General features: G+C 70.4%; 18 protein-coding genes and 1 tRNA gene. 8 read left to right on the forward strand and 11 right to left on the reverse strand.

Translation table 11 applies throughout. From position 1 onward, the window contains the following. Positions 1-69: 69 nt before the first annotated feature. From AB0937_RS29765 to AB0937_RS29790, 6 genes are all read right to left on the reverse strand, one after another. Positions 70-156, reverse strand: a tRNA-Ser gene (locus AB0937_RS29765). A gap of 281 nt (positions 157-437) precedes the next feature. Continuing rightward, the gene (locus tag AB0937_RS29770) at positions 438-701 is read right to left on the reverse strand and encodes a hypothetical protein (RefSeq protein WP_366715875.1); all 264 of its coding nucleotides are present in this window, start codon (positions 699-701) and stop codon (positions 438-440) included. A gap of 101 nt (positions 702-802) precedes the next feature. Next, complete coding sequence (locus tag AB0937_RS29775) at positions 803-1,522, reverse strand: ABC transporter permease (protein ID WP_053670093.1); 720 nt, start codon at positions 1,520-1,522, stop codon at positions 803-805. A 9-nt stretch (positions 1,523-1,531) separates the two neighbouring features. Continuing rightward, on the reverse strand, positions 1,532-2,443 hold the full coding sequence (locus AB0937_RS29780; RefSeq protein WP_366715878.1) for an ABC transporter ATP-binding protein: 912 nt from the start codon (positions 2,441-2,443) through the stop codon (positions 1,532-1,534). Next, a complete protein-coding gene (locus AB0937_RS29785; protein WP_366715879.1) occupies positions 2,440-3,357 on the reverse strand; it encodes an ABC transporter permease in 918 nt (305 codons plus the stop codon). Before AB0937_RS29785 ends, AB0937_RS29780 begins: the two co-directional genes overlap by 4 nt. Next, positions 3,347-4,315, reverse strand: coding sequence for an ABC transporter ATP-binding protein (locus AB0937_RS29790; protein WP_366715943.1), 969 nt, complete (start codon positions 4,313-4,315; stop codon positions 3,347-3,349). Before AB0937_RS29790 ends, AB0937_RS29785 begins: the two co-directional genes overlap by 11 nt. Positions 4,316-4,482: 167 nt before the next feature. Between AB0937_RS29790 and AB0937_RS29795 the strand changes: the two genes are divergently transcribed. The 4 genes from AB0937_RS29795 to AB0937_RS29810 all read left to right on the forward strand — a co-directional run bounded on the left by AB0937_RS29795 (position 4,483) and on the right by AB0937_RS29810 (position 8,885). Then, entirely contained in the window at positions 4,483-6,240 is a 1,758-nt protein-coding gene (locus tag AB0937_RS29795) for an SDR family oxidoreductase (RefSeq protein ID WP_366715881.1), read from the forward strand. 148 nt (positions 6,241-6,388) lie between these two features. Next, positions 6,389-6,961, forward strand: a complete 573-nt coding sequence (locus AB0937_RS29800) for an RNA 2'-phosphotransferase (protein WP_366715883.1) — start codon at positions 6,389-6,391, stop codon at positions 6,959-6,961. Positions 6,962-7,013: 52 nt separating this feature from the next. Next, on the forward strand, positions 7,014-7,916 hold the full coding sequence (locus AB0937_RS29805) for an LLM class flavin-dependent oxidoreductase (RefSeq protein ID WP_366715885.1): 903 nt from the start codon (positions 7,014-7,016) through the stop codon (positions 7,914-7,916). A gap of 81 nt (positions 7,917-7,997) precedes the next feature. After that, positions 7,998-8,885 (forward strand): HAD family hydrolase, encoded by an 888-nt coding sequence (locus tag AB0937_RS29810; protein ID WP_366715886.1) that lies wholly within the window; start codon positions 7,998-8,000, stop codon positions 8,883-8,885. A 10-nt stretch (positions 8,886-8,895) separates the two neighbouring features. On the opposite strand, the gene AB0937_RS29815 is transcribed toward AB0937_RS29810, so the two are convergent. From AB0937_RS29815 to AB0937_RS29830, 4 genes are all read right to left on the reverse strand, one after another. Then, positions 8,896-9,963: a peptidoglycan DD-metalloendopeptidase family protein gene (locus AB0937_RS29815; protein WP_366715888.1), complete on the reverse strand. Its 1,068-nt coding sequence runs from the start codon at positions 9,961-9,963 to the stop codon at positions 8,896-8,898. Positions 9,964-10,134: 171 nt separating this feature from the next. Beyond that, the gene (gene cydD, locus AB0937_RS29820; protein WP_366715890.1) at positions 10,135-13,620 is read right to left on the reverse strand and encodes a thiol reductant ABC exporter subunit CydD; all 3,486 of its coding nucleotides are present in this window, start codon (positions 13,618-13,620) and stop codon (positions 10,135-10,137) included. A 12-nt stretch (positions 13,621-13,632) separates the two neighbouring features. Then, entirely contained in the window at positions 13,633-14,637 is a 1,005-nt protein-coding gene (gene cydB / locus AB0937_RS29825) for a cytochrome d ubiquinol oxidase subunit II (RefSeq protein ID WP_366715892.1), read from the reverse strand. Between the two features lie 20 nt (positions 14,638-14,657). Then, complete coding sequence (locus AB0937_RS29830) at positions 14,658-16,166, reverse strand: cytochrome ubiquinol oxidase subunit I (protein ID WP_366715894.1); 1,509 nt, start codon at positions 16,164-16,166, stop codon at positions 14,658-14,660. A gap of 149 nt (positions 16,167-16,315) precedes the next feature. Between AB0937_RS29830 and AB0937_RS29835 the strand changes: the two genes are divergently transcribed. After that, entirely contained in the window at positions 16,316-16,702 is a 387-nt protein-coding gene (locus AB0937_RS29835) for a cyclophilin-like fold protein (protein ID WP_366715895.1), read from the forward strand. A gap of 89 nt (positions 16,703-16,791) precedes the next feature. On the opposite strand, the gene hisC is transcribed toward AB0937_RS29835, so the two are convergent. Then, positions 16,792-17,871 (reverse strand): histidinol-phosphate transaminase, encoded by a 1,080-nt coding sequence (gene hisC, locus AB0937_RS29840; protein WP_366715897.1) that lies wholly within the window; start codon positions 17,869-17,871, stop codon positions 16,792-16,794. A 431-nt stretch (positions 17,872-18,302) separates the two neighbouring features. Between hisC and AB0937_RS29845 the strand changes: the two genes are divergently transcribed. From AB0937_RS29845 to AB0937_RS29855, 3 genes are all read left to right on the forward strand, one after another. Next, on the forward strand, positions 18,303-19,415 hold the full coding sequence (locus AB0937_RS29845) for a LacI family DNA-binding transcriptional regulator (RefSeq protein ID WP_366715899.1): 1,113 nt from the start codon (positions 18,303-18,305) through the stop codon (positions 19,413-19,415). A gap of 369 nt (positions 19,416-19,784) precedes the next feature. Continuing rightward, entirely contained in the window at positions 19,785-20,870 is a 1,086-nt protein-coding gene (locus AB0937_RS29850; RefSeq protein ID WP_366715900.1) for a metallophosphoesterase, read from the forward strand. A gap of 183 nt (positions 20,871-21,053) precedes the next feature. Continuing rightward, on the forward strand, positions 21,054-21,926 hold the full coding sequence (locus AB0937_RS29855; RefSeq protein WP_366715902.1) for a hypothetical protein: 873 nt from the start codon (positions 21,054-21,056) through the stop codon (positions 21,924-21,926). Positions 21,927-21,969: the final 43 nt, after the last annotated feature.

The raw sequence follows: 21,969 nt of genomic DNA on the forward strand, positions 1-21,969 counted from the left end.
CCGATGGTCACAGCCCGTTGCTCAAGGCCAGTACTCGAGGCCCGATGCTCAGGGCTCGATGGTGTTCGGCGGAGGATGCACGGATCGAACGTGCGCGGGCCTTTCGACCCGACCACGGTTTAGCAAACCGGTGCCTTACCACTCGGCCAATCCTCCGGGTGGGCGGCCCACGCGATGTGCGATTCGCGTGCTCGAAGCGGCCGCCCCGGGCAGCTCCCCGTAGGGGCGGGTTCCACGGAGGGGTAGTGGCTACTCCGGATCCCGCCGCCGGCTGCCCTGAAGGGAGCTGGACGTACTGCCGTGCATGGGCATCGTCCCGCTCCTCTCCCAGACGGTGAACCGGGCTCCACGCCCGGCCGCGACGACAACCACTCTGCCCGCCGGGCGAATTGGACGCCACCGAATAAATCGGCGGCCCGATCCGACCGGGCCGCGGCCTAACGATCGCGCCATCTGCGGCGCCGGGCCTTGCTGAAGAACCAGCCCGCGGGCGACTCGTCGGACCGCCAGGGCTGCGGCTCCGGCTCCTCGCGGCGCCACTTCGCCGCGAGCATCCGGGCTCGGGCGGACGGCTCGGAGGCTCCGGCCGAGCGTATGAAGTCCTCGTCCAGTTCGACACCGTCGAGGTCGTCCCGGGCACCGTCGCCGGACCCGGAACCCGACTGCCCGCGGTCGTCGTACTGAGCCTTCTCGCCCGCCATTCCCGCCCTCCCAGCCGTCCAACTCCCGTGGTGTTTGCCCTACATCCCGTTCGCCCAGTGTGCCCCGGCCGAGGTGAAGCCTCCGTCAAGGCCGGAGTGCGTCACTCCTCGCCCGCGAGGGTCAGGGAACGCAGCTTCTGCCCGGCGTACCAGGTGGCCAGCACCGTGACGGCGACCAGCAGCACCGTCGCCGTGGTCAGGCCCACGTCGGAGGAGACCAGGTCCCCGCCGGACACCTTCTGCGCCACCGCCAGCGACCACTGCTGGACACTCAGCGTGCGCGCACCCGGCACCAGGGAGCCGAACAGGGCCTCCCAGACCAGGGCGTAGACCAGGCCGAACACCACCGCGTGCCGGGAGACCGTGCCCAGCAGCAGGAACAGGGCCGCGTAGGCGATGGACGCGACCAGCGCGGCCACCGTGTAGGCGACGGCGACCTGCTGGCCGTTGCCGTTCAGGATGAACCCGGCGATGAGCGTCGGCACGGCCGAGAACACCATGGTCACGGCGATGGCGACGATCAGCTTGGTGAAGATGATCGTCGGCCTCTTGATCGGCTTGGACAGCAGGTACACCACCGAGCCGTCGTCGATCTCGGGTCCGATCGCGCCCGTTCCGGCGATGACGCCGATGATCGGCACCATCGTGGCCAGGGCTAGTCCGCCCAGCAGGTCGGACGCCGTCTGGTCGTCCGCTCCGGCCAGGGCGCGCACCGCCACGGCGATCACGATCAGCAGCATCGGCAGGGCACCGAGGATGAGGGCCCGGCGCCGGCCGAGCAGGGCCCGGTAGGTGAGCCGGGCGACTGTGGGGTCGTACATCAGGGCCTCCTACGCCGCGACCAGGTACGAGAAGACGGACTCGAGGGACTCGTCGGACGGCGAGACCGTGAGCAGCCGGATGCCGTGGTCCCTGGCGACCTTGGGCAGCAGCGCGGTGAAGCGGCCGAAGTCGACGGCCTGGATGCGCAGCGCGCCCTCGGTGACGTCGACCTCGATGCCGGACGTCGACGGGTCGGCGATCAGCGCGGCGGCGAGGGCGCGGTCGTCGCTGGAACGCACCAGGTAGCGGTGCGGCCGGTCGGTCATCAGGCGGCGGATCTTGCGGAAGTCACCGCTGGCGGCGTGCCGGCCTGCGACGACGACCTCGATGTGCCAGGCGAGCTGCTCGACCTCTTCGAGGATGTGGGACGAGAACAGCACCGTGCGGCCCTCGTCGCCCATGCGGCGCAGCAGGTCCATCAGCTGCATGCGCTGACGCGGGTCCATGCCGTTGAACGGCTCGTCCAGCAGGAGCAGGGAGGGGTCGTGGACCAGGGCGGACGCCATCTTCACGCGCTGGCGCATGCCCTTGGAGTACGTCTGGATCTTGCGGTCCTGCGCGTACTCCATCTCGACCGTGGCCAGCGCCTTCTGGGCCGCCTTCGCGCCCAGGCCGTGCAGCTCGGCGTTGGCCAGGACGAACTCCTTGCCGGTGAGGAAGTCGTACATCGCCTCCCGCTCGGGGACGACGCCGATGTGCTTGTAGATCTGCTCGTTGCGCCACACGGCCTGGCCGTCGAGGGTGACGGTGCCGGTGGAGGGGGCCAGGAAGCCGCCCATCATGTTGATGAGGGTGGACTTTCCGGCGCCGTTGGGGCCGAGCAGGCCGGTGACCCCCGGGCCGATGGTCATGGTGATGTCGTTGACGGCGACCACGTTGCCGAACCAGCGGGAGACGTGGTCGATGTTGAGCGTGGTCACAGTCCCACCTTCTTGTAGCGGCGCAGCAGGAGGCCATAGCTCGCCGCGATCAGGCCCAGGGCGACGACGACGTAGACGACGCCCTCGGCGGTGCTCGGGCCCACCCCGCTGGGGGAGGCGGACGTCGCGCCCAGGAACGCGGACTGCACACCGTCGACGAGCGTGATCGGGGAGAACAGCCCGATCCACGGCACGGCGTCGCCGCTGCCCTGTGCGTCGGCAATGGCTTGGAGGGTGGAGACCGCGCCGTAGGTGATGGTCAGCACGGCGATCACGGCCGCGATGCCGAAGCCGCGGCGCGGGGTGACGGACGCGATGACCAGGCCGATGCCGGCGAACAGCAGTGAGAGCAGTGCCACGGAGACGAGTCCCTGTGCGAATCCCTTGGTCTGGTCGGCAAAGTCCAGCTTGGCCAGCAGAGCGCCCACATAGAGCACGAGCAGCGGAGCGGCCGTGAGGACGAACAGCGCCGAGGCCAGGGCCGCGAACTTGGCGCGGACGTAGTCGGCGGTCTCGATGGGCCGCGAGAAGTACAGCGGAACGGTCTTGAAGCGCAGGTCCCGCGAGACGGACTGGGGCGCCTGCGAGGCGACGTACAGGCTGATGACCGCCTGCATGACGATCGCGTAGCGCGTGTAGTCGAGGGGCAGTTCCTTGGCCTTGGTGGCGACCGCGACGGCGACCATGATGGCCGCGGGCACGCACATCACCACGAAGAGCAGCATCGGCAGCACCTTGGACTTCACCGAGCGGCCGAGGCCGTAGGAGCCGCGCAGGGACTGCGAGTACAGGGAGCGGCGGGCGTAGGCGCGGCCGAGGCGCGGGCCGTCGTAGTTGCGGTAGCCGATGTTGTGGATGCGGGTCTGGGCGCCCGGTGCCGGGGCGGGTGCCCCCGTGGAGTGCTCAACCGCCATGGCCGACCGCCTCCTTCCGCTGTTCGCGCTCGTCGCTGCTGGTGAAGACCTCGGAGATGTGGTGCCGCCGCTGCTCCATGCGCACCAGGCCGAGACCGAGGTCCGCGATCACGTCCCGGACCAGGTCGTACGTCTCCTCGCCTTGCGCGGTGAGCAGCAGGACGTGGCCGGCGCCGGGCAGGCCGCTGCCGTCCTCGACGGGCACTCCGCGCGCGTGCAGCGCCTCGCGGACCGCACGGGTGCCGTCCGGGTGCTCGTCGGTGTCGGTGACCTCGATCGCGAGGGTCGTGGTGGTCTGTGTGAAGTCCGTGGTGGAACTGGAGCGCAGGAGCTTGCCGCCGTCCACGACGACGACGTGGTCACAGGTGCGCTCCAGCTCGCCCAGCAGGTGGGAGGTGACCAGGACGGAGATGCCGAAGTCGGTGTGGATCCGGCGGATCAGGCCGAGCATCTCGTCGCGGCCGACCGGGTCGAGGCCGTTGGTCGGCTCGTCCAGGAAGACCAGCTGCGGGTCGTGGACGAGGGCCTGCGCGAGCTTGACGCGCTGCTTCATGCCGGTCGAGTAGCCGCCGATGGGGCGGTAGCGCTCCTCGTACAGCCCGACGTGGCGCAAGGTGTCGGCGGTGCGCTCGCGTGCCGCGGTGGGCGGCAGGCCGGACATGCGCGCCATGTGGACGACGAACTCGGTGGCCGAGACGTCCGGCGGCAGGCAGTCGTGCTCGGGCATGTAGCCGACCCGCTCGCGGATGGCGGCGCCGTCGGTGGCGACATCGAGACCGAGCACTTCGGCGCGGCCCTCGGTGGCGGGGGACAGACCCAGCAGGATCTTGATCAGTGTGGACTTGCCGGCTCCGTTGGCTCCGACGAGTCCGGTCACACCGGGTCCGACGTCCACGGAGAGCCGGTCAAGCGCGGTCACCCTGGGGAACCGCTTGCTCAGGCTTTCGGTCGCGATCACAGTCACGCTACGAAGGTAGGGGCGGCGCGCGTGGCGGTCGTCACTCCGCAGAGCTGTCTTCGGATCAGCCCTGAGTATTACGCGCCCCTAGGGGAGCTGCTCCTTGAGAGTTACCACCGCCGGACAGCCCTATTGACGAACTCTCTAACAACTGCCAGATTCGCCGGATGACGTTGCTGACGGGTGCGCGGGAGCGCAGGGTTCGGGCGGGCGAAGTCGAGCTGTGCGTGGCCGAGATGGGTGATCCGGAACAGCCGACGGTCGTCCTGCTGCACGGCTACCCCGACAGCAAGGAGGTGTGGTCCGAGGTCGCCGCGCGGCTCTCCGGGCGCTTCCACGTGGTGGCGTACGACGTCCGCGGCCACGGCTGTTCGACCGCGCCACGGCCGCTACGGGGCGGGTTCACGCTGGAGAAGCTGACGGACGACTTCCTGGCCGTCGCGGACGCGGTGAGCCCGGACGCTCCGGTGCACCTCGTCGGGCACGACTGGGGGTCCGTGCAGGCCTGGGAGTTCACCACCGTGCAGCGCACCAGAGGCCGTATCGCCTCCTTCACCTCGATGTCCGGGCCGTCCCTCGACCACTTCGGCCACTGGATCGGCAAGCGGGTGAAGCGGCCCACCCCGCGCCGGGTCGGCCAGCTGCTCGGGCAGGGCGCCCGTTCCTGGTACGTGTACCTGCTGCACACGCCCCTGCTGCCCGAGCTGGCCTGGCGCGGCCCCCTCGGCAAGCGCTGGCCTCGGATGCTGGAGCGCGTCGAGAAGGTGCCCCGGGGCGACTACCCCACCGCGTCGCTGCCGTCCGACGCGGCCCACGGGGCCTGGTTGTACCGGGACAACGTCCGGCCCCGGCTGCGCGCTCCCCGCCCGGACGCGCACGCCCACGCGCCCGTACAGGTCATCACGCCCCTGGAGGACCGGTTCCTCTCGGAGCGGCTCCACGACGAACTGGAGCAGTGGGTCCCGCGGTTGACCCGCAGGACGATCCAGGCGGGGCACTGGATCCCGCGCACCCGCCCCGACCGGCTGGCCTCGTGGATCGAGGAGTTCGTGACGTCCGTCGAGAGCGGGCGGCCCCGGTCGACGGCGGACGGCGAACACGCCGAGCGCTTCGGCGGGCAGCTCGCGCTCGTCACCGGGGCAGGCAGCGGCATCGGGCGGGCGACCGCGCTCGCGTTCGCCGCGGCCGGTGCGCGCGTCGTGGCCGTCGACCGGAACGGGGAGGCGGCGGCCCGTACCGCCGAGTCCTGCCACCTGCGGGGTGCCTCGGACGCCTGGGCGGAGACGGTCGACGTCTCCGACGAGCAGGCCATGGAGAAGCTCGCCGACCGGGTCACCACCGAGTACGGGGTGGTGGACGTCCTGGTGAACAACGCCGGGATCGGACTGTCCGGTTCCTTCTTCGACACGACCCCGGAGGACTGGAAGAGGGTCCTCGACGTCAATCTGTGGGGCGTCATCCACGGGTGCCGGCTCTTCGGCCGGCGGATGGCCGAGCGCGGGCAGGGCGGCCACATCGTCAATGTGGCGTCGGCCGCGGCGTACCAGCCGTCCCGTGCGCTGCCCGCGTACAGCACCTCCAAGGCGGCCGTACTGATGCTCGGCGAGTGCCTGCGGGCGGAGCTCGCCGGACAGGGGATCGGCGTGACAACGGTGTGCCCGGGCATCGTGAACACGGCCATCACGTCGACGGCGCACTTCGCCGGAGCCGACGTCCTGGAGGAGAAGCGGCTGCAGCAGCGCGCCGCCCGCCTGTACGGGCTGCGGAACTATCCGCCGGAGAAGGTCGCCCGGGCGATCCTGCGGGCGGTGGCGCGCAACGAGGCGGTGGTGCCGGTGACACCGGAGGCACGGGGTGCGCGGTGGCTGTCGCGGTGGGCACCGGGGGCGCTGCGAGGCCTGGCGCGGATGAAGCCGCCGATGTAGGGCGAGGCGAGGCTCAAATCCCCTGCGGTGGAGCTCAGTTGTCCACAGAAGCGCCAATTCCGCTGTGGATAACCGTACTTCGCTGTGGATCAAACCTCCGAGGTGAAACTCGATCGCGTGATTCGGGTCTCTCCCGCACCCTGGTGGGATGGACGAAAGACGCACCGTGAAGGTGTCGAAGTACCTGTCGAAGCACCTGCGCCACCAGCCTGAACGCATCGGGCTCACGCTCGACGAGGCCGGCTGGGTCGAGATCGACACCTTGATCGCCGCGGCAGCCGCGCACGGCTTCCGGTTCACCCGTGACGAGCTGGACCATGTCGTCGCCACCAACGACAAGCGGCGTTTCGCCGTCGACGGCACCCGGATCCGTGCCAGCCAGGGTCACAGTGTCGAGGTCGACCTCGGCCTGGCGTCGGCCACCCCGCCCGCGCACCTCTACCACGGCACCGTCGCCCGCAACCTGGACGCGATCCGGGCCGAGGGACTCCGCCCGATGAACCGGCATGCCGTGCACCTCTCGCCCGACCGGGAGACGGCGACCCGTGTCGGAGCCCGCAGGGGCAGGCCCGTCGTGCTGACGGTCGACGCGGACGCCATGCACCGGGACGGCCATGTCTTCCAGGTCAGCGCGAACGGGGTGTGGCTGACCGAGGCCGTCCCGGCCCGGTACCTGCGCTTCCCGGGCCCGTCCACGTGTCCACCCGGACGCGCACAGTGACTGTTTCACGTGAAACAGGGGGGACCACCGGTGCTCCCTTAGGCTCGGTGTCATGAGTCTGCGTCTGAGCACTGTGATCCTCCCGTACCGCCGCTGGAACGAAGGCGGCCGCGCGGCCTGGACGCGCGCCGAGCAGCTCGGCTTCCACACCGCATACACCTACGACCACCTGTCCTGGCGCACCTTCCGGGACGGCCCGTGGTTCGGCGCCGTGCCGACCCTCACGGCCGCCGCGAGCGTCACCGACCGGCTGCGGCTGGGCACCCTGGTGACCTCGCCGAACTTCCGGCACCCCGTGACCCTCGCCAAGGAGCTGATCTCCCTCGACGACATCTCCGGCGGGCGGGTCACGCTGGGCATAGGCGCGGGCGGCTCCGGATTCGACGCCACCGCGCTCGGCCAGGAACCCTGGACCCCGCGCGAGCGTGCCGACCGCTTCGCCGAGTTCGTCCCGCTCCTCGACCGGCTGCTGTGCGAGGACGCCGTGTCGTACGAGGGCGACTTCTACTCCGCCCACGAGGCACGGAACATCCCCGGCTGTGTGCAGCGCCCCAGGCTGCCGTTCGCGGTGGCCGCGACCGGGCCGCGCGGGATGCGGCTCGCCGCCCGGTTCGGGCAGGCATGGGTCACCACGGGCGACCCGAAGCTGTACGAGAACGGCACCCCTGAGCAGTCGATTCAGGCCATTCGCGGTCAGGCGGAGAGGCTCGACGACATCTGTGCCGAGGTCGGCCGCGACATGACCGGTCTCGACCGTGTGCTGCTCACCGGATTCACGCCGGACCGTGTGGAACCGCTCCAGTCCCTGAACGCGTTCGTCGACTTCGCCGGACGGCATGTGGAGCTGGGCTTCACGGAGATCGTGATCCACTGGCCGATCCCCGACTCGCCGTTCGCCGCGGACGAGAAGGTCTTCGAGCAGATCGCGATGGAGGCACCGGCGCAGCTGCGCTGAGCGTCGACGGACGGCCGGGAAGCCTCTGTTCAGAGCGGTATCCACTCACCTGTGCGGAGCCCCGCACGCCCGTGCAGGCATGTGCGGGACAATGGCCGGGTGACCTCAGCGACCCGACAGCCCGAGACCGCGGCCGAGACCCTCCCGCCGCGACTGATCGCCACCGACCTCGACGGCACTCTGCTGCGCGACGACAAGTCGGTGTCCCCGCGTACGGTCGCCGCGCTGGCCGCCGCCGAGGAGGCGGGCATCGAGGTCTTCTTCGTGACGGGCCGCCCGGCCCGCTGGATGGACGTCGTCAGCGAGCATGTGCACGGCCACGGCCTGGCGATCTGCGGAAACGGCGCCGCCGTGGTCGACCTGCACGGCGGCCCCGGTGCCCACCGGTTCGTGAAGGTGCGGGAGCTGGCCCGGGAGAACGCCCTGGACGCCGTGCGGCTGCTGCGTGACGCGGCACCGGGCACGGTGTACGCGGTGGAGCAGACCTACGGCTTCTACCAGGAGCCCGCGTACCCGAAGTTGCACATGGAGACACCGGACAGCCTCGCCCCGGCCGAGGAAGTGCTGGGCCCGGACCATCGGGCCGCCGCGGAGCCGGTGCTGAAGATCCTCGCCTACCACCCCGAGATCGACCCCGACGCGTTCCTGACCCTGGCCCGCCTCGCCATCGGCGACCGTGCCAGCGTGACCCGCTCCAGCCCCAGCGCACTGCTCGAGATCAGCGGTCCAGGAGTGTCCAAGGCCAGCACTCTCGCCCTGTGCTGCGCCGAGCGCGGCATCTCGCACGAGCAGGTCGTCGCCTTCGGCGACATGCCGAACGACGTGGAGATGCTGACCTGGGCGGGCCGGTCGTACGCGATGGGCAACGCCCACCCCGACGTGCTCGCCGCCGCCTCGGGCCGGACGGTGGCGAACAACGAGGACGGCGTGGCGATCGTGATCGAGCGGTTGCTGACGGAACGGCCGTAGCCGGGGCGTCTCAGAGGGACACTCCACGCGCCGCCAGCCATGAGACCGGGTCCACCGATGAGCCCGACTCCGCTGTGACCCGGGCCTCGAAGTGCAGGTGAGGCCCGGTGGAGTTACCCGTGGTGCCGGACTGGCCGATCCACTGTCCAGGGCTGACGTGCTCCCCCTGGTCGACCGCGAGCGCGGCGAGATGAGCGTACTGCGTGTAATAGCCGCCCGCGTGCTTGAGCACGATCTCCATCCCGAACGGACCACCACAGGAGACCTTCACCACCCGGCCCGCACCCACGGCCCGTACCGGCGTGCCGATCGGCACCGCGAAGTCCTGCCCGGTGTGCCGGTTCGACCAGCGCGCACCACCGCTGCCGTAGGACGCCGACAGCTCGTACGTCTCGACCGGCGCGACCCAGTCGCCCTCGGTGAACCCCGTCGCCGACTGGTCGAGCCGGGCGGCTCCGCGGCACGCCCCGGCGGCGACCGCGGCGTCCGCCTGCCCTTGGAGCTCTGAGCGGGCCGTCTCCAGCTTCTGCTCGATGTCGGCCTTCAGAGCGGCGAGCTGTGTGTTGCGTCGTTCCAGCGCCTGCCACCGGTCAGCGGCCTTGGCCTCGTCCGCCGCCAGTCTCGCCTCTGCGCGCCGGTTCTTGGAGATCGCGTTGTTCACGGCCAGGTCCGCCTGGGAGAAGGCGTGCTGACCTCGCATCAGGCTGTCGGGACTGTCGGCGAGGATCATGTGGGCGGCCACCGGCAGGCCACCACTGCTGCGGTACTGGGCGCGGGCGATGCGGCCCAGGTCCTCGTGCAGGGCGGCGATCTCCCGCCGCTGCGCGTCCAGGAGCACCTCCGCCCGCTGGGCCGCGGCCCGCTGCTCGTCGGCCTGCTTGCGTCCGGCCTCGTACTGCTGGGTCGCCACCGCGGCCTCCTCGTACAGCCGCACCACCTCGGCGCTGAGGCCGGTTTCCGGACCGGTGCCGGGGCCGCTGCCGGGTTCCTTGTGCGCTGCCGTCGGCCGCGCCGCGAGCACGGCCAGCGCACACAGCAGGACCGGAACGAGCAGCCGATGGCGGCGATATGAGCGCATGTCAGCGATCGTCACCCAGCATGCTGGGCCCGGTCCTGTTCACGTCGTACAGCCGGGGGACCGGCTGCGCCGAACGGCCCAGTGCCCGTGGTGACCGGCCGCACCGAGGGCCCGGTGCTCGTGGTGGTGGCCGGCTGCGCCGAAGGGCACAGTGCCCGTGGTAGCCCGCTGCTACCGCGCTCCCACCAGCGACTGTGCCGCCGCCTCGCGCTCCGCCATCCTCCGCAGCGGCCCGTCCACCGCCAGCAGGTCCGCGTACGGACCACGCTGCACGACCCGTCCATGCTCCAGCACGAGCACCTCGTCGACCGCTTCGAGGCCCGCCAGCCGGTGCGTGATGAGCAGCGTCGTACGGCCCTCGGTGACGGCCAGCAGATCGGCGGTGAGCGCGTCGGCCGTCGCCAGGTCGAGGTGCTCGGCGGGCTCGTCCAGCACCAGGACGGGAAAGTCGGCGAGCAGCGCCCGGGCCAGCGCCAGCCGCTGACGCTGGCCTCCCGACAACCGCGCCCCGTGCTCGCCGACGAGCGTGTCCAGACCGTCGGGCAGGCTGTCCGCCCAGTCCAGCAGCCTGGCACGGCACAGCACGGCGCGCAGGTCGTCCTCGGTGGCGTCCTTGCGGGCGAGCAGCAGGTTCTCGCGCAGCGAGCTGTCAAAGAGGTGCGCGTCCTGCGCACACAGCCCGACGAACTTCCGAACGTCGTCACCGTGGAGCGCGTACGCGTCCACACCTCCGAGCGTGTACGACCCCGCCTCCGCGTCGAGGAACCGCAGCAGCACCTGTGCCAGCGTGGTCTTGCCGGAGCCGGAGGGCCCGACCACGGCGATCCGGCGCCCCTCCTCCAGGGTCAAGTCCAGCCCGCCGAGCGCCTCCCGGTCCTGCCCGGCGTGCCGGGCGGTCAGTCCCTTGACGACGACCGGGAACGGCGACGCGGGCGCCTGCCGGGGCCGCTCCGGCTCCCGCACGGGCTCCGGCGCGTCCAGCACCTCGTACACCCGTTCCGCACTGCGGCGCACACGCTGCCGGTACTGCACGGCGAGCGGCAGCCCGAGCACGGCCTCGAAGGCGGCGAGCGGGGTGAGAACGACGACGGCCATGGCCACGCCGTCGAGCCGCCCGGCGGCGACCGCCTGGGCGCCGGCCAGGGCAGCGGCCGCGACGGTCAGCCCGGAGACCAGCGCGGTGAGACCGTCGCCCAGGGCGGTGGCCGTGGCCGCGCGCGAGGCGATCCGGGTCAGCGCTCCATCGGCCTGGCGTGCCTGGGCGGTCCGCGCGGGCAGGGCACCGGCGACGGCCAGTTCCGCGGTGCCGGTCAGCAGATCGGTCACCCTCGTCGCGAGCACCCCGCGGGCGGGCGCCAGTGTGTGCTCGGCGCGCCGGGCCACCGCTCCGGTGATCAACGGCACGCCGACACCCGCCGCCAGGAGCCCGGCCGCGAGCACGGCCCCGGCCTCGGGCAGCAACCACGCCGTGAAGCCGACCGACGCGGCCGACACGACCAGGGCTGCCCCGGCCGGCAACAGCCAGCGCAGCCAGTAGTCCTGCAGCGCGTCCACGTCCGCGACCAGCCGGGAGAGCAGGTCGCCCCGGCGGACCCGGAGAAGGCCGGCCGGTGCCAGCCGCTCCAGCCTGCGGAACACCGCGACCCGGGTGTCCGCCAGCATCCGCAGCACGGCGTCGTGCGACACCAGCCGCTCGGCGTACCGGAACACGGCCCGCCCGATCCCGAACGCCCTCGTCGCGGTGACGGCCATCATCAGATACAGCACGGGCGGCTGCTGCGAGGCACGCGAGATCAGCCACCCCGAGGTGGCCATGAGCCCCACGGCACTCCCCAGCGCGAGACTCCCCAGCAGCAGGGCCAGCCCCAGCCGCCCGCGCCGGGCACCGGACAGGGCGCGGACGCGGGCGAGGACACCGGCGGAAGCGGACGGTTCGGCGGACTCGGCCGGGGCGGACGCCTCGGCCTCGACGGACCGGGGCGCGGTGCCGGGTGCCACGGCGGACGCCACCGGCGCGGGGGTGGCCTCGGGCTCCGCCAGCCGCACGACCCGGTCGGCGATCTCCAGCAGCGCCGGCCGGTGCACCACCAGCAGGACCGTGCGGCCGGCTGCGAGCCGCCGCACCGCTGCGACGACCTCGGCCTCGGTGGCCCCGTCCAGTGCCGCCGTCGGCTCGTCGAGCAGCAGAACGGGCCGGTCGGCGAGGAACGCGCGGGCCAGCGCGAGCCGTTGCCGCTGCCCGGCGGACAGCCCGGTGCCGTCCTCACCGAGCACGGTCTCCGCACCACCGGGCAGCGCGTCGACGAACTCCAGCGCCCCGGCGTCCCGAAGCGCCGTCCGTACGGCGTCGTCATCGGCGCCCGGCCGCGCCAGCCGTACGTTCTCGGCGATCGTCCCGGCGTAGAGGTGAGGCCGCTGCGGCACCCATGCGACACGGGAGTGCCACTGCTTCAGGTCGGCGTCGGCGAGATCGACACCCCCGGCTCTCACCCGCCCCTCGGCCGGCCGCACGAACCCCAGCAGAACACTCAGCAGTGTCGACTTGCCGGCGCCGCTCGGCCCCACCAGCGCGACCGTCTCCCCGGGCTCGACGCCGAAGGTCACGTCCGAAACCGCATCGGCCGACCGCCCCCGATACCGGACGGTCACGCCCTCGAAGGACAGCGCGCCCTCCGGCACGGCCGCGGAACCGGAGGCCGGAACGGGCGTCTCCAGGACCTCGAAGATCTCCTCGGCGGCGGCGAGCCCCTCGGCCGCCGCGTGGTACTGCGCCCCCACCTGCCGCAACGGCAGATACGCCTCGGGCGCGAGGATCAGGATGACGAGGCCGATGTACAGGTCCATCTCTCCGTGCACCAGCCGCATGCCGATCGTCACGGCGACGAGTGCCACCGAGATCGTGGCGAGCAGTTCGAGGGCGAAGGAGGAGATGAAGGCGATCCGCAGGGTCCGCATGGTCGCCCGGCGGTACTCGCCGGTGATGCGCCGGATCGACTCGGCCTGCGCCTTGGCCCGGCCGAAGACCTTCAGCGTCGGCAACCCCGCGACGACATCCAGGAAATGCCCGGACAGTCGTGACAGCAGACGCCACTGACGGTCCATCCGGGACTGGGTGGCCCAGCCGATCAGCACCATGAAGACCGGGATGAGGGGCAGGGTGCCCACGATGATGGCCGCGGAGACCCAGTCCTCGGTGACGATCCGCGCCAGCACCGCCACCGGCACGACCACCGCGAGACCCAACTGCGGCAGGTACCGCGAGAAGTAGTCGTCGAGGGCGTCGACGCCCCGGGTGGCCAGGGCGACCAGCGAACCGGTCCGCTGCCCACCCAGCCAGCCGGGCCCCAGCTCGACGGCGCGCTCCAGCAGCCGTCCCCGCAGCTCGGACTTCACGGCCGCGCTCGCCCGGTGCGCGGCGAGCTCGGTGAGCCAGCCGACCAGCGCCCGCCCGACCGCGACGGCGGCCAACAACAGCAGGGGAGTGCCGAGTTCGGACACCGCCATGCGGTGCTGGAACGCGCCGACCACCACTTCGGCGATGAGCATCGCCTGCGCGATGACCAGCCCCGCACCCACGGCCCCGAGTGCCACGACCGCCACCAGGAACAGCCGGGTGGCACGGGCGTAGCGCAGCAGACGCGGATCGATTGGTTTCACGTGAAACACACCTCAGTGCGCGGTCTCGGCGATGTGCTGTGTACCGATCCGCTTGCGGAACACCCAGTAGGTCCAGCCCTGGTAGAGCAGGACGACCGGAGTGGCGATCCCGGCACACCAGGTCATGATCTTCAGTGTGTACGGACTGGACGAGGCGTTGGTGACCGTCAGGCTCCAGTCCGGGTTCAGGGTCGACGGCATGACGTTCGGGAACAGCGTCAGGAACAGCATCGCCACCGCGGCCACGATAGTGAGACCCGACCAGGCGAACGCCCAGCCCTCTCGTCCGGCCCCTGCTGCGGCCAGGGCGATGAGGAGCGAGGCCACGGCAGCGACCATCGCCACCAGCGACGAACCGTCACCCCGGTCGGCCTGCGTCCACAGCAGGAAGGCGAGCGCCAGCAGGGCGGTCACCGCTCCGACGCGCAGCGCCAGCTTCCGCGCCCGCTCCCGGATCTCCCCGACCGTCTTGAGCCCGACGAACACCGTGCCGTGGAAGGTGAACAGGGACAGCGTGACCAGGCCGCCCAGCAGCGCGTACGGATTGAGCAGGTCCACAACGCCGCCGGCGTAGTTGAAGTCCTGGTCGATCTTCACGCCCCGCACGATGTTGGCGAAGGCGACACCCCACAGGAACGCGGGCAGCAGCGAGGCCCAGAAGATCGCCGTCTCCCAGTTGCGCTGCCAGTTCTCCTCGGGCCGCTTCACCCTGTACTCGAAGGCCACGCCCCGGACGATCAGGCAGACCAGGATGAGCAGCAGGGGCAGATAGAACCCGGAGAAGAGCGTGGCGTACCACTCGGGGAAGGCGGCGAAGGTCGCGCCGCCCGCGGAGAGCAGCCACACCTCGTTGCCGTCCCAGACGGGGCCGATGGTGTTGATCAGCACCCGCTTCTCGGGCCGGTTCCGGGCGAGCAGCTTCGTGAGCACCCCGACCCCGAAGTCGAAGCCCTCCAGGAAGAAGTAGCCGGTCCACAGGACGGCGATCAGAACGAACCAGACGTCGTGCAGTTCCATGACTGTGCAGCTCCCTCGGCCTAGTACGAGAAGGCCATCGGCTTGTCGGCGTCACGGGAGTCGCCGCCGATCTTCGTGGGCGGGTTGAGGTCGGCCTCGGTGAGTTCCGGCGGGCCCGCCTTGACGTACTTGACCAGCAGCTTGACCTCGATGACGGCGAGGATCGCGTACAGCGTGGTGAAGACGACCATCGAGGTGATGACCTCGGCCTGGGAGACACCGGGTGAGACCGCGTCACGCGTCTGGAAGAGGCCGTAGACGACCCACGGCTGGCGGCCCATCTCGGTGAAGATCCAGCCCCAGGAGCTGGCGATCAGCGGGAAGCCCAGGGTGAGGATCGCGATGCGCCAGTACCACTTGGTGAGGGTCGGGCCGAGCGCCTTCTTCGGCAGCAGGACGAGATGCGGCACCTCGTCGTCGCCCACCCTCAGGTGCTGCGGCAGCATGAACTTCTTGCGGGTCAGCCAGAGCCCGGCCAGGCCGATGGCGAACGACGTCATGCCGAAGCCGATCATCCACCGGAAGCCCCAGTAGGCGACGGGGATGTTGGGCCGGTAGTCGCCCGGCCCGTACTTCTCCTGCTCGGCCTTGTTGACGTCGTTGATGCCGGGGACGTACGAGGTGAAGTCGTCCTTCGCGAGGAAGGACAGCAGCCCGGGGATCTCGATGGCGACCTTGTTGTGGCCCTTGTCGACGTCGCCGACGGCGAAGACCGAGAAAGGAGCCGGCTTCTCGCCGTCCCACAGCGCCTCGGCCGCAGCCATCTTCATCGGCTGCTGCTGGTACATGATCTTGCCGAGCACGTCGCCGCTGATCGCGGTGAGGAGGCCACCGATGACAACGGTGACCAGTCCCAGCCGGAGCGAGGTCTTCATCACGGGCACGTGCTTCTTGCGGACCAGGTGGAAGGCGGCGATGCCGACCATGAAGGCGCCACCGGTGAGGAACGCCGCGGTGAGCGTGTGGAAGACCTGGGCGAGCGCGGTGTTCTGGGTCAGCACGAGCCAGAAGTCGGTGAGCTCGGCCCGGCCCTTCGCCTCGTTGATCCGGTAGCCGACCGGGTGCTGCATCCAGGAGTTGGCCGCGAGGATGAAGTAGGCCGACAGGATCGTGCCGATGGAGACCATCCATATGCAGGCCAGGTGGATCTTCTTCGGCAGCTTGTCCCAGCCGAAGATCCACAGACCGATGAAGGTGGACTCGAAGAAGAAGGCGATCAGGGCCTCGAAGGCCAGCGGCGCACCGAAGACGTCACCGACGAAGCGCGAGTAGTCGGACCAGTTCATGCCGAACTGGAACTCCTGCACGATGCCGGTGACCACGCCCATCGCGATGTTGATCAGGAAGAGCTTGCCCCAGAACTTCGTCGCCTGGAGGTACTTCTCCTTCTCCGTCCGCACCCACGCCGTCTGCAGACCGGCCGTGAGCGCGGCCAGCGAGATCGTCAGGGGGACGAACAGAAAGTGGTAGACGGTGGTGATTCCGAACTGCCATCGCGCCAGGGTCTCCGGCGCCAAAGCCAGGTCCACGTCGCCGCTCCTTACATACGCTTGTGAAAGCGTTCACATTCACAAGCCATTATGCAGCACGGACATTCGAGCCCCCCGAGGGGGTCCCTGTCTCCCCCGTCACAGTCGCCCCCTTGGCCCGAACTTCAACATATTGTTGAATCAGTGGCATGCAGACACCGCTACGCATACGGATTTCCTGGCCTTCGGGGCACCTCAACGCATCACTCGACCACACCGCGAGCAGTCAGACCCTCGCCAGGGCACTCCCCCTCGTCTCCACCGCCCGGACCTGGGGGGCGGAGGTGTACTTCGACACAGGGGTGTCCGTTTCACGTGAAACAGACGCCCGCGAGGTCGTCGAGCCGGGGACCGTCGCCTACTGGACCGACGGTGACGCCCTCGCCCTCCCCTACGGCCCCACGCCGATCTCTCGGGGCGACGAATGCCGTCTCGCCGGCCCCTGCAATGTCCTGGGCCGCCTCGACGGCGACCCAGGACTGCTCGCAACTGTGCGGGACGGCGACCCCGTCCGCGTGGAACTCCTGGATTCCTGACCGCGCTCGCGGAGCGCTGCAACTGCGTGTCCCCTGACCGGGCCTGTGGAGCGCTACAGCTCCCTCACCCCGGGCGGACACAGGAAGCCCTACTGCTCCTTGCGGAACCCTTCCGACACCTTCAGGAAGATGTCATTCGCCTCGGCTTCCCCAACCGTCACCCGCACACCCTCACCCGGGAACGGCCGAATCACCACACCCGCCTGCTCACAGGCCTCCGCGAACGCGACCGTGCGCTCCCCCAGCCGCAGCCACACGAAGTTGGCCTGGGTCTCGGGCACCGTCCAGCCCTGCGAGCGCAGCCCGTCGACCACGCGCGTGCGCTCACACACCAGCGAGCCGACCCGGCCGAACAGTTCGTCCTCGGCCCGCAGTGATGCGATCGCCGCCTCCTGCGCGAGCTGGCTCACGCCGAACGGCACCGCCGTCTTGCGCAGCGCCGCCGCCACCGGCTCATGAGCGATGGCGAAACCGACGCGCAGGCCGGCGAGGCCGTACGCCTTGGAGAAGGTCCGCAGGACACAGACGTTGGGCCGGTCGCGGTAGATCTCGACGCCGTCCGGCACCTCGGGGTCGCGGATGAACTCGCGGTAGGCCTCGTCGAGGACCACCAGGACGTCGCGCGGGACCCGGTCGAGGAACCGCTCCAGCTCCGCCCGCCGCACCACCGTGCCGGTCGGGTTGTTGGGGTTGCAGACGAAGATCAGCCGGGTCCGGTCGGTGATCGCGTCGGCCATCGCGTCGAGGTCGTGCACATCCCCGGGGGTCAGCGGGACCTGAACCGATGTCGCGCCGCTGATCTGCGTGATGATCGGGTACGCCTCGAAGGACCGCCAGGCGTACATCACCTCGTCACCGGGGCCGGACGTGGCCTGGATCAGCTGCTGTGCGACACCGACCGATCCGGTACCGGTGGCCAGATGGGAGAGAGGCACACCGAACCGCTCGGACAGCTCGTTCATCAGCGCCGCACAGGCCATGTCCGGGTAGCGGTTGAAGTTGCAGGCCGCCGCTGTCACGCTCTCCATCACGCCCGGCAACGGCGGATAGGGGTTCTCGTTGGAGGACAGCTTGTAGGCCACCGGACCACCTGCCGCGGCGGGCTTGCCCGGCTTGTAGGTGGGGATCCCCTCCAGCTCGGCGCGCAGCTTGGGGCTCGTCTCGCTCACCGCAGTCCTCCTCGTGAAGACCGGCGGCCCATGACCGCCGCCGACATCCAATACTCCTCACCTTATGAGGATTCGGCGCCGCTGCGTATAGCCATGACCGAGCGGCCGGCCCCGACCTCCCCTGTCCCACCGGCATCCGGGGCATCACCGCACCAAGGCGTGCGAATCCGGGGGCGCGCCGCACATATATCTATGCGCTGGTGGTGTGCGCCGTGGCGCGCATCCCCCGTGCAGGTGAGTTGAGACCTCTTCGCAACCTCAGCCACTTGGCAGGCACGTGCGCGCCGACAACACACGTACTGCCAAGAAAGCGCTCAACACCCTTGGCTTCCAAAGCAATTGAGGTTAAATGATCATGCAGAAACGTGCCTGTCAACGCGTGCATATGCGTCCGCACTACCCCACCGCATGAGCCCTACTATCGGCTCGCCATGACAGCAGCAGGGAAGCACCAGGTGAGCCGCGCGGAAACCTCACGGCGAGGCAGTCGGCCGGGCCGGGCCGGCATCAGAGACGTGGCCGCCGCCGCCGGAGTCTCCATCACGACCGTCTCCGATGCCCTCAACGGCAAGGGCCGGCTCCCGGACGCCACCCGGCGTCATGTCCGGGAAGTCGCCGACCGGCTGGGCTACCGGCCCTCGGCCGCCGCCCGGACCCTCCGTACCGGCAAATCGGGCCTCATCGGCCTGACCGTGACCACCTACGGGGATGAACCTTTCACCTTCACGGAGTTCGCGTACTTCGCCGAGATGGCACGGGCCGCCACCTCCGCCGCGCTCGCCCGCGGCTACGCCCTCGTCATCCTGCCCGCGACCTCCCGCCACGACGTGTGGTCGAACGTCGCGCTGGACGGCACGGTCGTCATCGACCCCTCCGACCAGGACCCGGTCGTCAGCGAGCTCGTCCGGCAGGGACTCCCGGTGGTCTCCGACGGCCGCCCGGCCGGTGCACTGCCGGTCACGGCCTGGGTCGACAACGACCACGAGGCCGCCGTCCTCGGCATCCTCGACCACCTGGCCGACGCCGGCGCCCGCCGCATCGGCCTGCTGACCGGCACGACGACGGACACCTACACCCACCTGTCGACCACCGCGTACCTGCGCTGGTGCGAGCGCGTGGGACAGGATCCGGTGTACGAGGCCTATCCGGCGCACGATCCGTGCGCGGGCGCCGTCGCCGCCGACCGGCTCCTCGCCCGGCCCGACCGGCCCGACGCGGTCTACGGACTGTTCGACCCGAACGGCACCGACCTGCTCGCCGCCGCCCGCCGCTACGGCCTGCGCGTCCCCGACGACCTGCTGCTGGTCTGCTGCAGCGAGTCCACGGTGTACGCCAACACCGAGCCGCCCATCACCACCCTCTCCCTGAAACCGCGCCGCATCGGCACCGCGGTGGTGCAACTCCTCATCGACGCCATCGAGGGAGTGGAATCCGACCACCCGGTGGAGCAGGTCATACCGACGGAGTTGATCGTGCGCACCTCGTCCCAGCGACGCCCGCCGCGCACGACGGTCAGCCCTCCGCGATCACCCGAGGGCGCCTAGGGTCTGTCGTTCGGATCGGGCCGCAGGAAAGCAACGCCGCAGATGTGCGTGCCGGCCCTCGCGTCTGCGGCGTGATCCGAACGGCAGACCCCAGCCCTCACCGGGCAAGGGGAAGAGCGCACTCCTGGGGAGAAAAAGGGCCGGTCCCCCGGAGAGAAGGGATCGTTCTCGCGAAGAGAAGAAGAGCGAGGGCGGTCACACGGTGGTCAAAGCCCGGCCCAATCGGGGCGAAAGCCGCGGTGAACTGGACTCTTGCTCTGATTCACCACCCCTGGGTCATCACATGTCGCGATCCGCATTCCTATGATGGGCCCACGACACCCGCGGGCCGCTACGACCAGGCAGTCCGATGCGGTGCAATGCGGCGCGATGGTGGAGGGGTCGATGACTCAGGGGGCCGGTCAGGGACCCGAGGTGGAGCGAACGGCGACGTTGCGCGACTTCCGGGTGCCCGCGTACGTCCACGAGGCCGGTCCGTACGTCCACAGCGTCCACCCCGAGGTCGCCCCGCCGCCCGAGGAGACCTACCCCGAGGGATACACGCCGACCCAGCGCGACCTTCCCGTCGTCAACCGGGGTGACACTGTTCAGGTGACCGTGGATCCCGAGACCACCGCCCCGCAGTCCACCACCGGGCAGGGCCCGCTGTACGTCGTGGGGGACGTACACGGCTACCTCGACCAGTTGGTGTCCGCCCTCCAGGAGAAGGGCCTGCTCGACGCCGCAGGCAACTGGTGTGCGGGTACCGCCCGGCTCTGGTTCCTCGGCGACTTCACCGACCGCGGCCCGGACGGCATCGGCGTCATCGACCTGGTGATGCGGCTGTCCGCCGAGGCCGCCGCGGCCGGCGGCTACTGCAAGGCGCTCATGGGCAACCACGAGCTGCTCCTGCTGGGTGCGAAGCGGTTCGGCGACACCCCCGTCAACTCCGGCGCGGGCACCGCCACCTTCCAGGCGGCCTGGCTGCTCAACGGCGGCCAGAAGACCGACATGGACCGCCTCCAGGACCACCACCTGCAGTGGATGTCCCGCCTGGACGCCGTCGAGGAGGTCGACGGCCACCTGCTCGTCCACTCCGACACCACCGCCTACCTCGACTACGGCCGCTCCATCGAAGAGGTCAACGACACCGTCCGCGAGACGATCACCCGCAACGACGCGGACGAGGTCTGGGACCTGTTCCGCAAGTTCACCAAGCGGTTCTCCTTCCGCGACGAGGGCGGCGCGGACGCCGTGCGCTCCCTGCTCGATACGTACGGGGGCACCCGCATCGTTCACGGGCACAGTCCGATTCCGTATCTGCTCGGCGAGGTCGGCTCGGAGGAGGACGAGGAGAGCCGCGACCCCGTGATCGAGGGACCGCACGTCTACGCCGACGGACTCGCCATCGCGATGGACGGCGGCGTAACCATGGCCGGAAAGCTGCTGGTCCAGCAACTGCCGCTGGACACGTGAACGTTCACCGGGCAGGCGTCCCCCGTCGGCGGACCGGGCCGGTGAGGGGCCAATTTCGGTAAACCCCCTGTCACCGCATACCGTCACCGCTCTACCATCGGCTTATCCGTAGCAGGCTCCCCTCCGTTTCTGCCCGACGGCTCGTCAGCATGCCGAGCCCCAAGCCCTACGGAGCATCGGGGGATGCACATGAACAGCGTTCCGCAGCACCTGCTGAGCGAGGACCGCCAGGAATACGAGCGGATCCTCGATGAGGCGCTGCGCTCCGCACCACACCGTCCGGAACTGGCCGCTGTCGGACAGCGGCTCAACCCCGAACAGCTGCGCACCATGGCCCTGAGCGCCACCGCGCTCATCACCGCGGCCGCGGCGACCGAATACCGGCACTACGTCAAGGTCCGCGACGAACTGCGTCAGCCGGCGTCGGCCGGCTCAACCGCCGTGCGCGGCTCCGGGTCCGGCTCCTCCGAGACGGGCACGGACGCCTCGGGGCTCGCCGCCACCGTGGGAGGGGTCGCGGAGACCACGGGCGCGGGCGCCGTCGCCGTCGTCGCCGTTCTCGCACCCGTCCTGGCCGGGACCGCCGCGGCGATCTTTCTGCTCGTCGGCTACATCCTGCGGATGCTCGACCCCGAGCAGGGATTCGCCCGGACCATGCTCACCACGGGCTGGGTGTTCGGCGCCGTGACCGCGGTCGCGATCCTCGTCGCCGCCGTGGGGCTGCTGCTCACCGCCCTGCGCAACAAGCCCACAGCCGAGGTCGGGCCATACGGCGAACTGCGGGGCGAGGTGGCCCAGGCCAAGGAGGCCTGGCACGAGGCCCTGCTGGAACGCGGCATCCTGCCCTTTCTGCGGGAGGCACTCGCCGACCCCGGGGCGGCCGCGGCCTTGCACCACACGCCCTCGTCCACACCGGTCAGCCGGATGCCGCACCTCGGCTACGACCGCCCGGGGTTCACGAGCCCGGACGACGGCGACCGCGGCTCGCGTCCCAGCTTCAGCAGCCCGGACTACACCAGCCCGGACTTCGGAGGACCGGAGCACCAGCCGGAGTAACCGTCGGAGCAGACCTCGCAGTCCGTTCCGAACGGCACCTCCC

The organism is Streptomyces sp. NPDC047880 (assembly GCF_040706515.1).
Classification (GTDB): Bacteria; Actinomycetota; Actinomycetes; order Streptomycetales; family Streptomycetaceae; genus Streptomyces.

What these genes read in the sequence shown, in the direction of transcription:
- AB0937_RS29770 (WP_366715875.1), bottom strand. Translation starts at nt 701, where the DNA reads ATGGCGGGCGAGAAGGCTCAGTACGACGACCGCGGGCAGTCGGGTTCC.
- AB0937_RS29775 (WP_053670093.1), bottom strand. Translation starts at nt 1,522, where the DNA reads ATGTACGACCCCACAGTCGCCCGGCTCACCTACCGGGCCCTGCTCGGC.
- AB0937_RS29785 (WP_366715879.1), bottom strand. Translation starts at nt 3,357, where the DNA reads ATGGCGGTTGAGCACTCCACGGGGGCACCCGCCCCGGCACCGGGCGCC.
- AB0937_RS29795 (WP_366715881.1), top strand. Translation starts at nt 4,483, where the DNA reads ATGACGTTGCTGACGGGTGCGCGGGAGCGCAGGGTTCGGGCGGGCGAA.
- AB0937_RS29800 (WP_366715883.1), top strand. Translation starts at nt 6,389, where the DNA reads ATGGACGAAAGACGCACCGTGAAGGTGTCGAAGTACCTGTCGAAGCAC.
- AB0937_RS29805 (WP_366715885.1), top strand. Translation starts at nt 7,014, where the DNA reads ATGAGTCTGCGTCTGAGCACTGTGATCCTCCCGTACCGCCGCTGGAAC.
- AB0937_RS29815 (WP_366715888.1), bottom strand. Translation starts at nt 9,963, where the DNA reads ATGCGCTCATATCGCCGCCATCGGCTGCTCGTTCCGGTCCTGCTGTGT.
- cydB (WP_366715892.1), bottom strand. Translation starts at nt 14,637, where the DNA reads ATGGAACTGCACGACGTCTGGTTCGTTCTGATCGCCGTCCTGTGGACC.
- AB0937_RS29835 (WP_366715895.1), top strand. Translation starts at nt 16,316, where the DNA reads ATGCAGACACCGCTACGCATACGGATTTCCTGGCCTTCGGGGCACCTC.
- AB0937_RS29845 (WP_366715899.1), top strand. Translation starts at nt 18,303, where the DNA reads ATGACAGCAGCAGGGAAGCACCAGGTGAGCCGCGCGGAAACCTCACGG.
- AB0937_RS29850 (WP_366715900.1), top strand. Translation starts at nt 19,785, where the DNA reads ATGGTGGAGGGGTCGATGACTCAGGGGGCCGGTCAGGGACCCGAGGTG.
- AB0937_RS29855 (WP_366715902.1), top strand. Translation starts at nt 21,054, where the DNA reads ATGCACATGAACAGCGTTCCGCAGCACCTGCTGAGCGAGGACCGCCAG.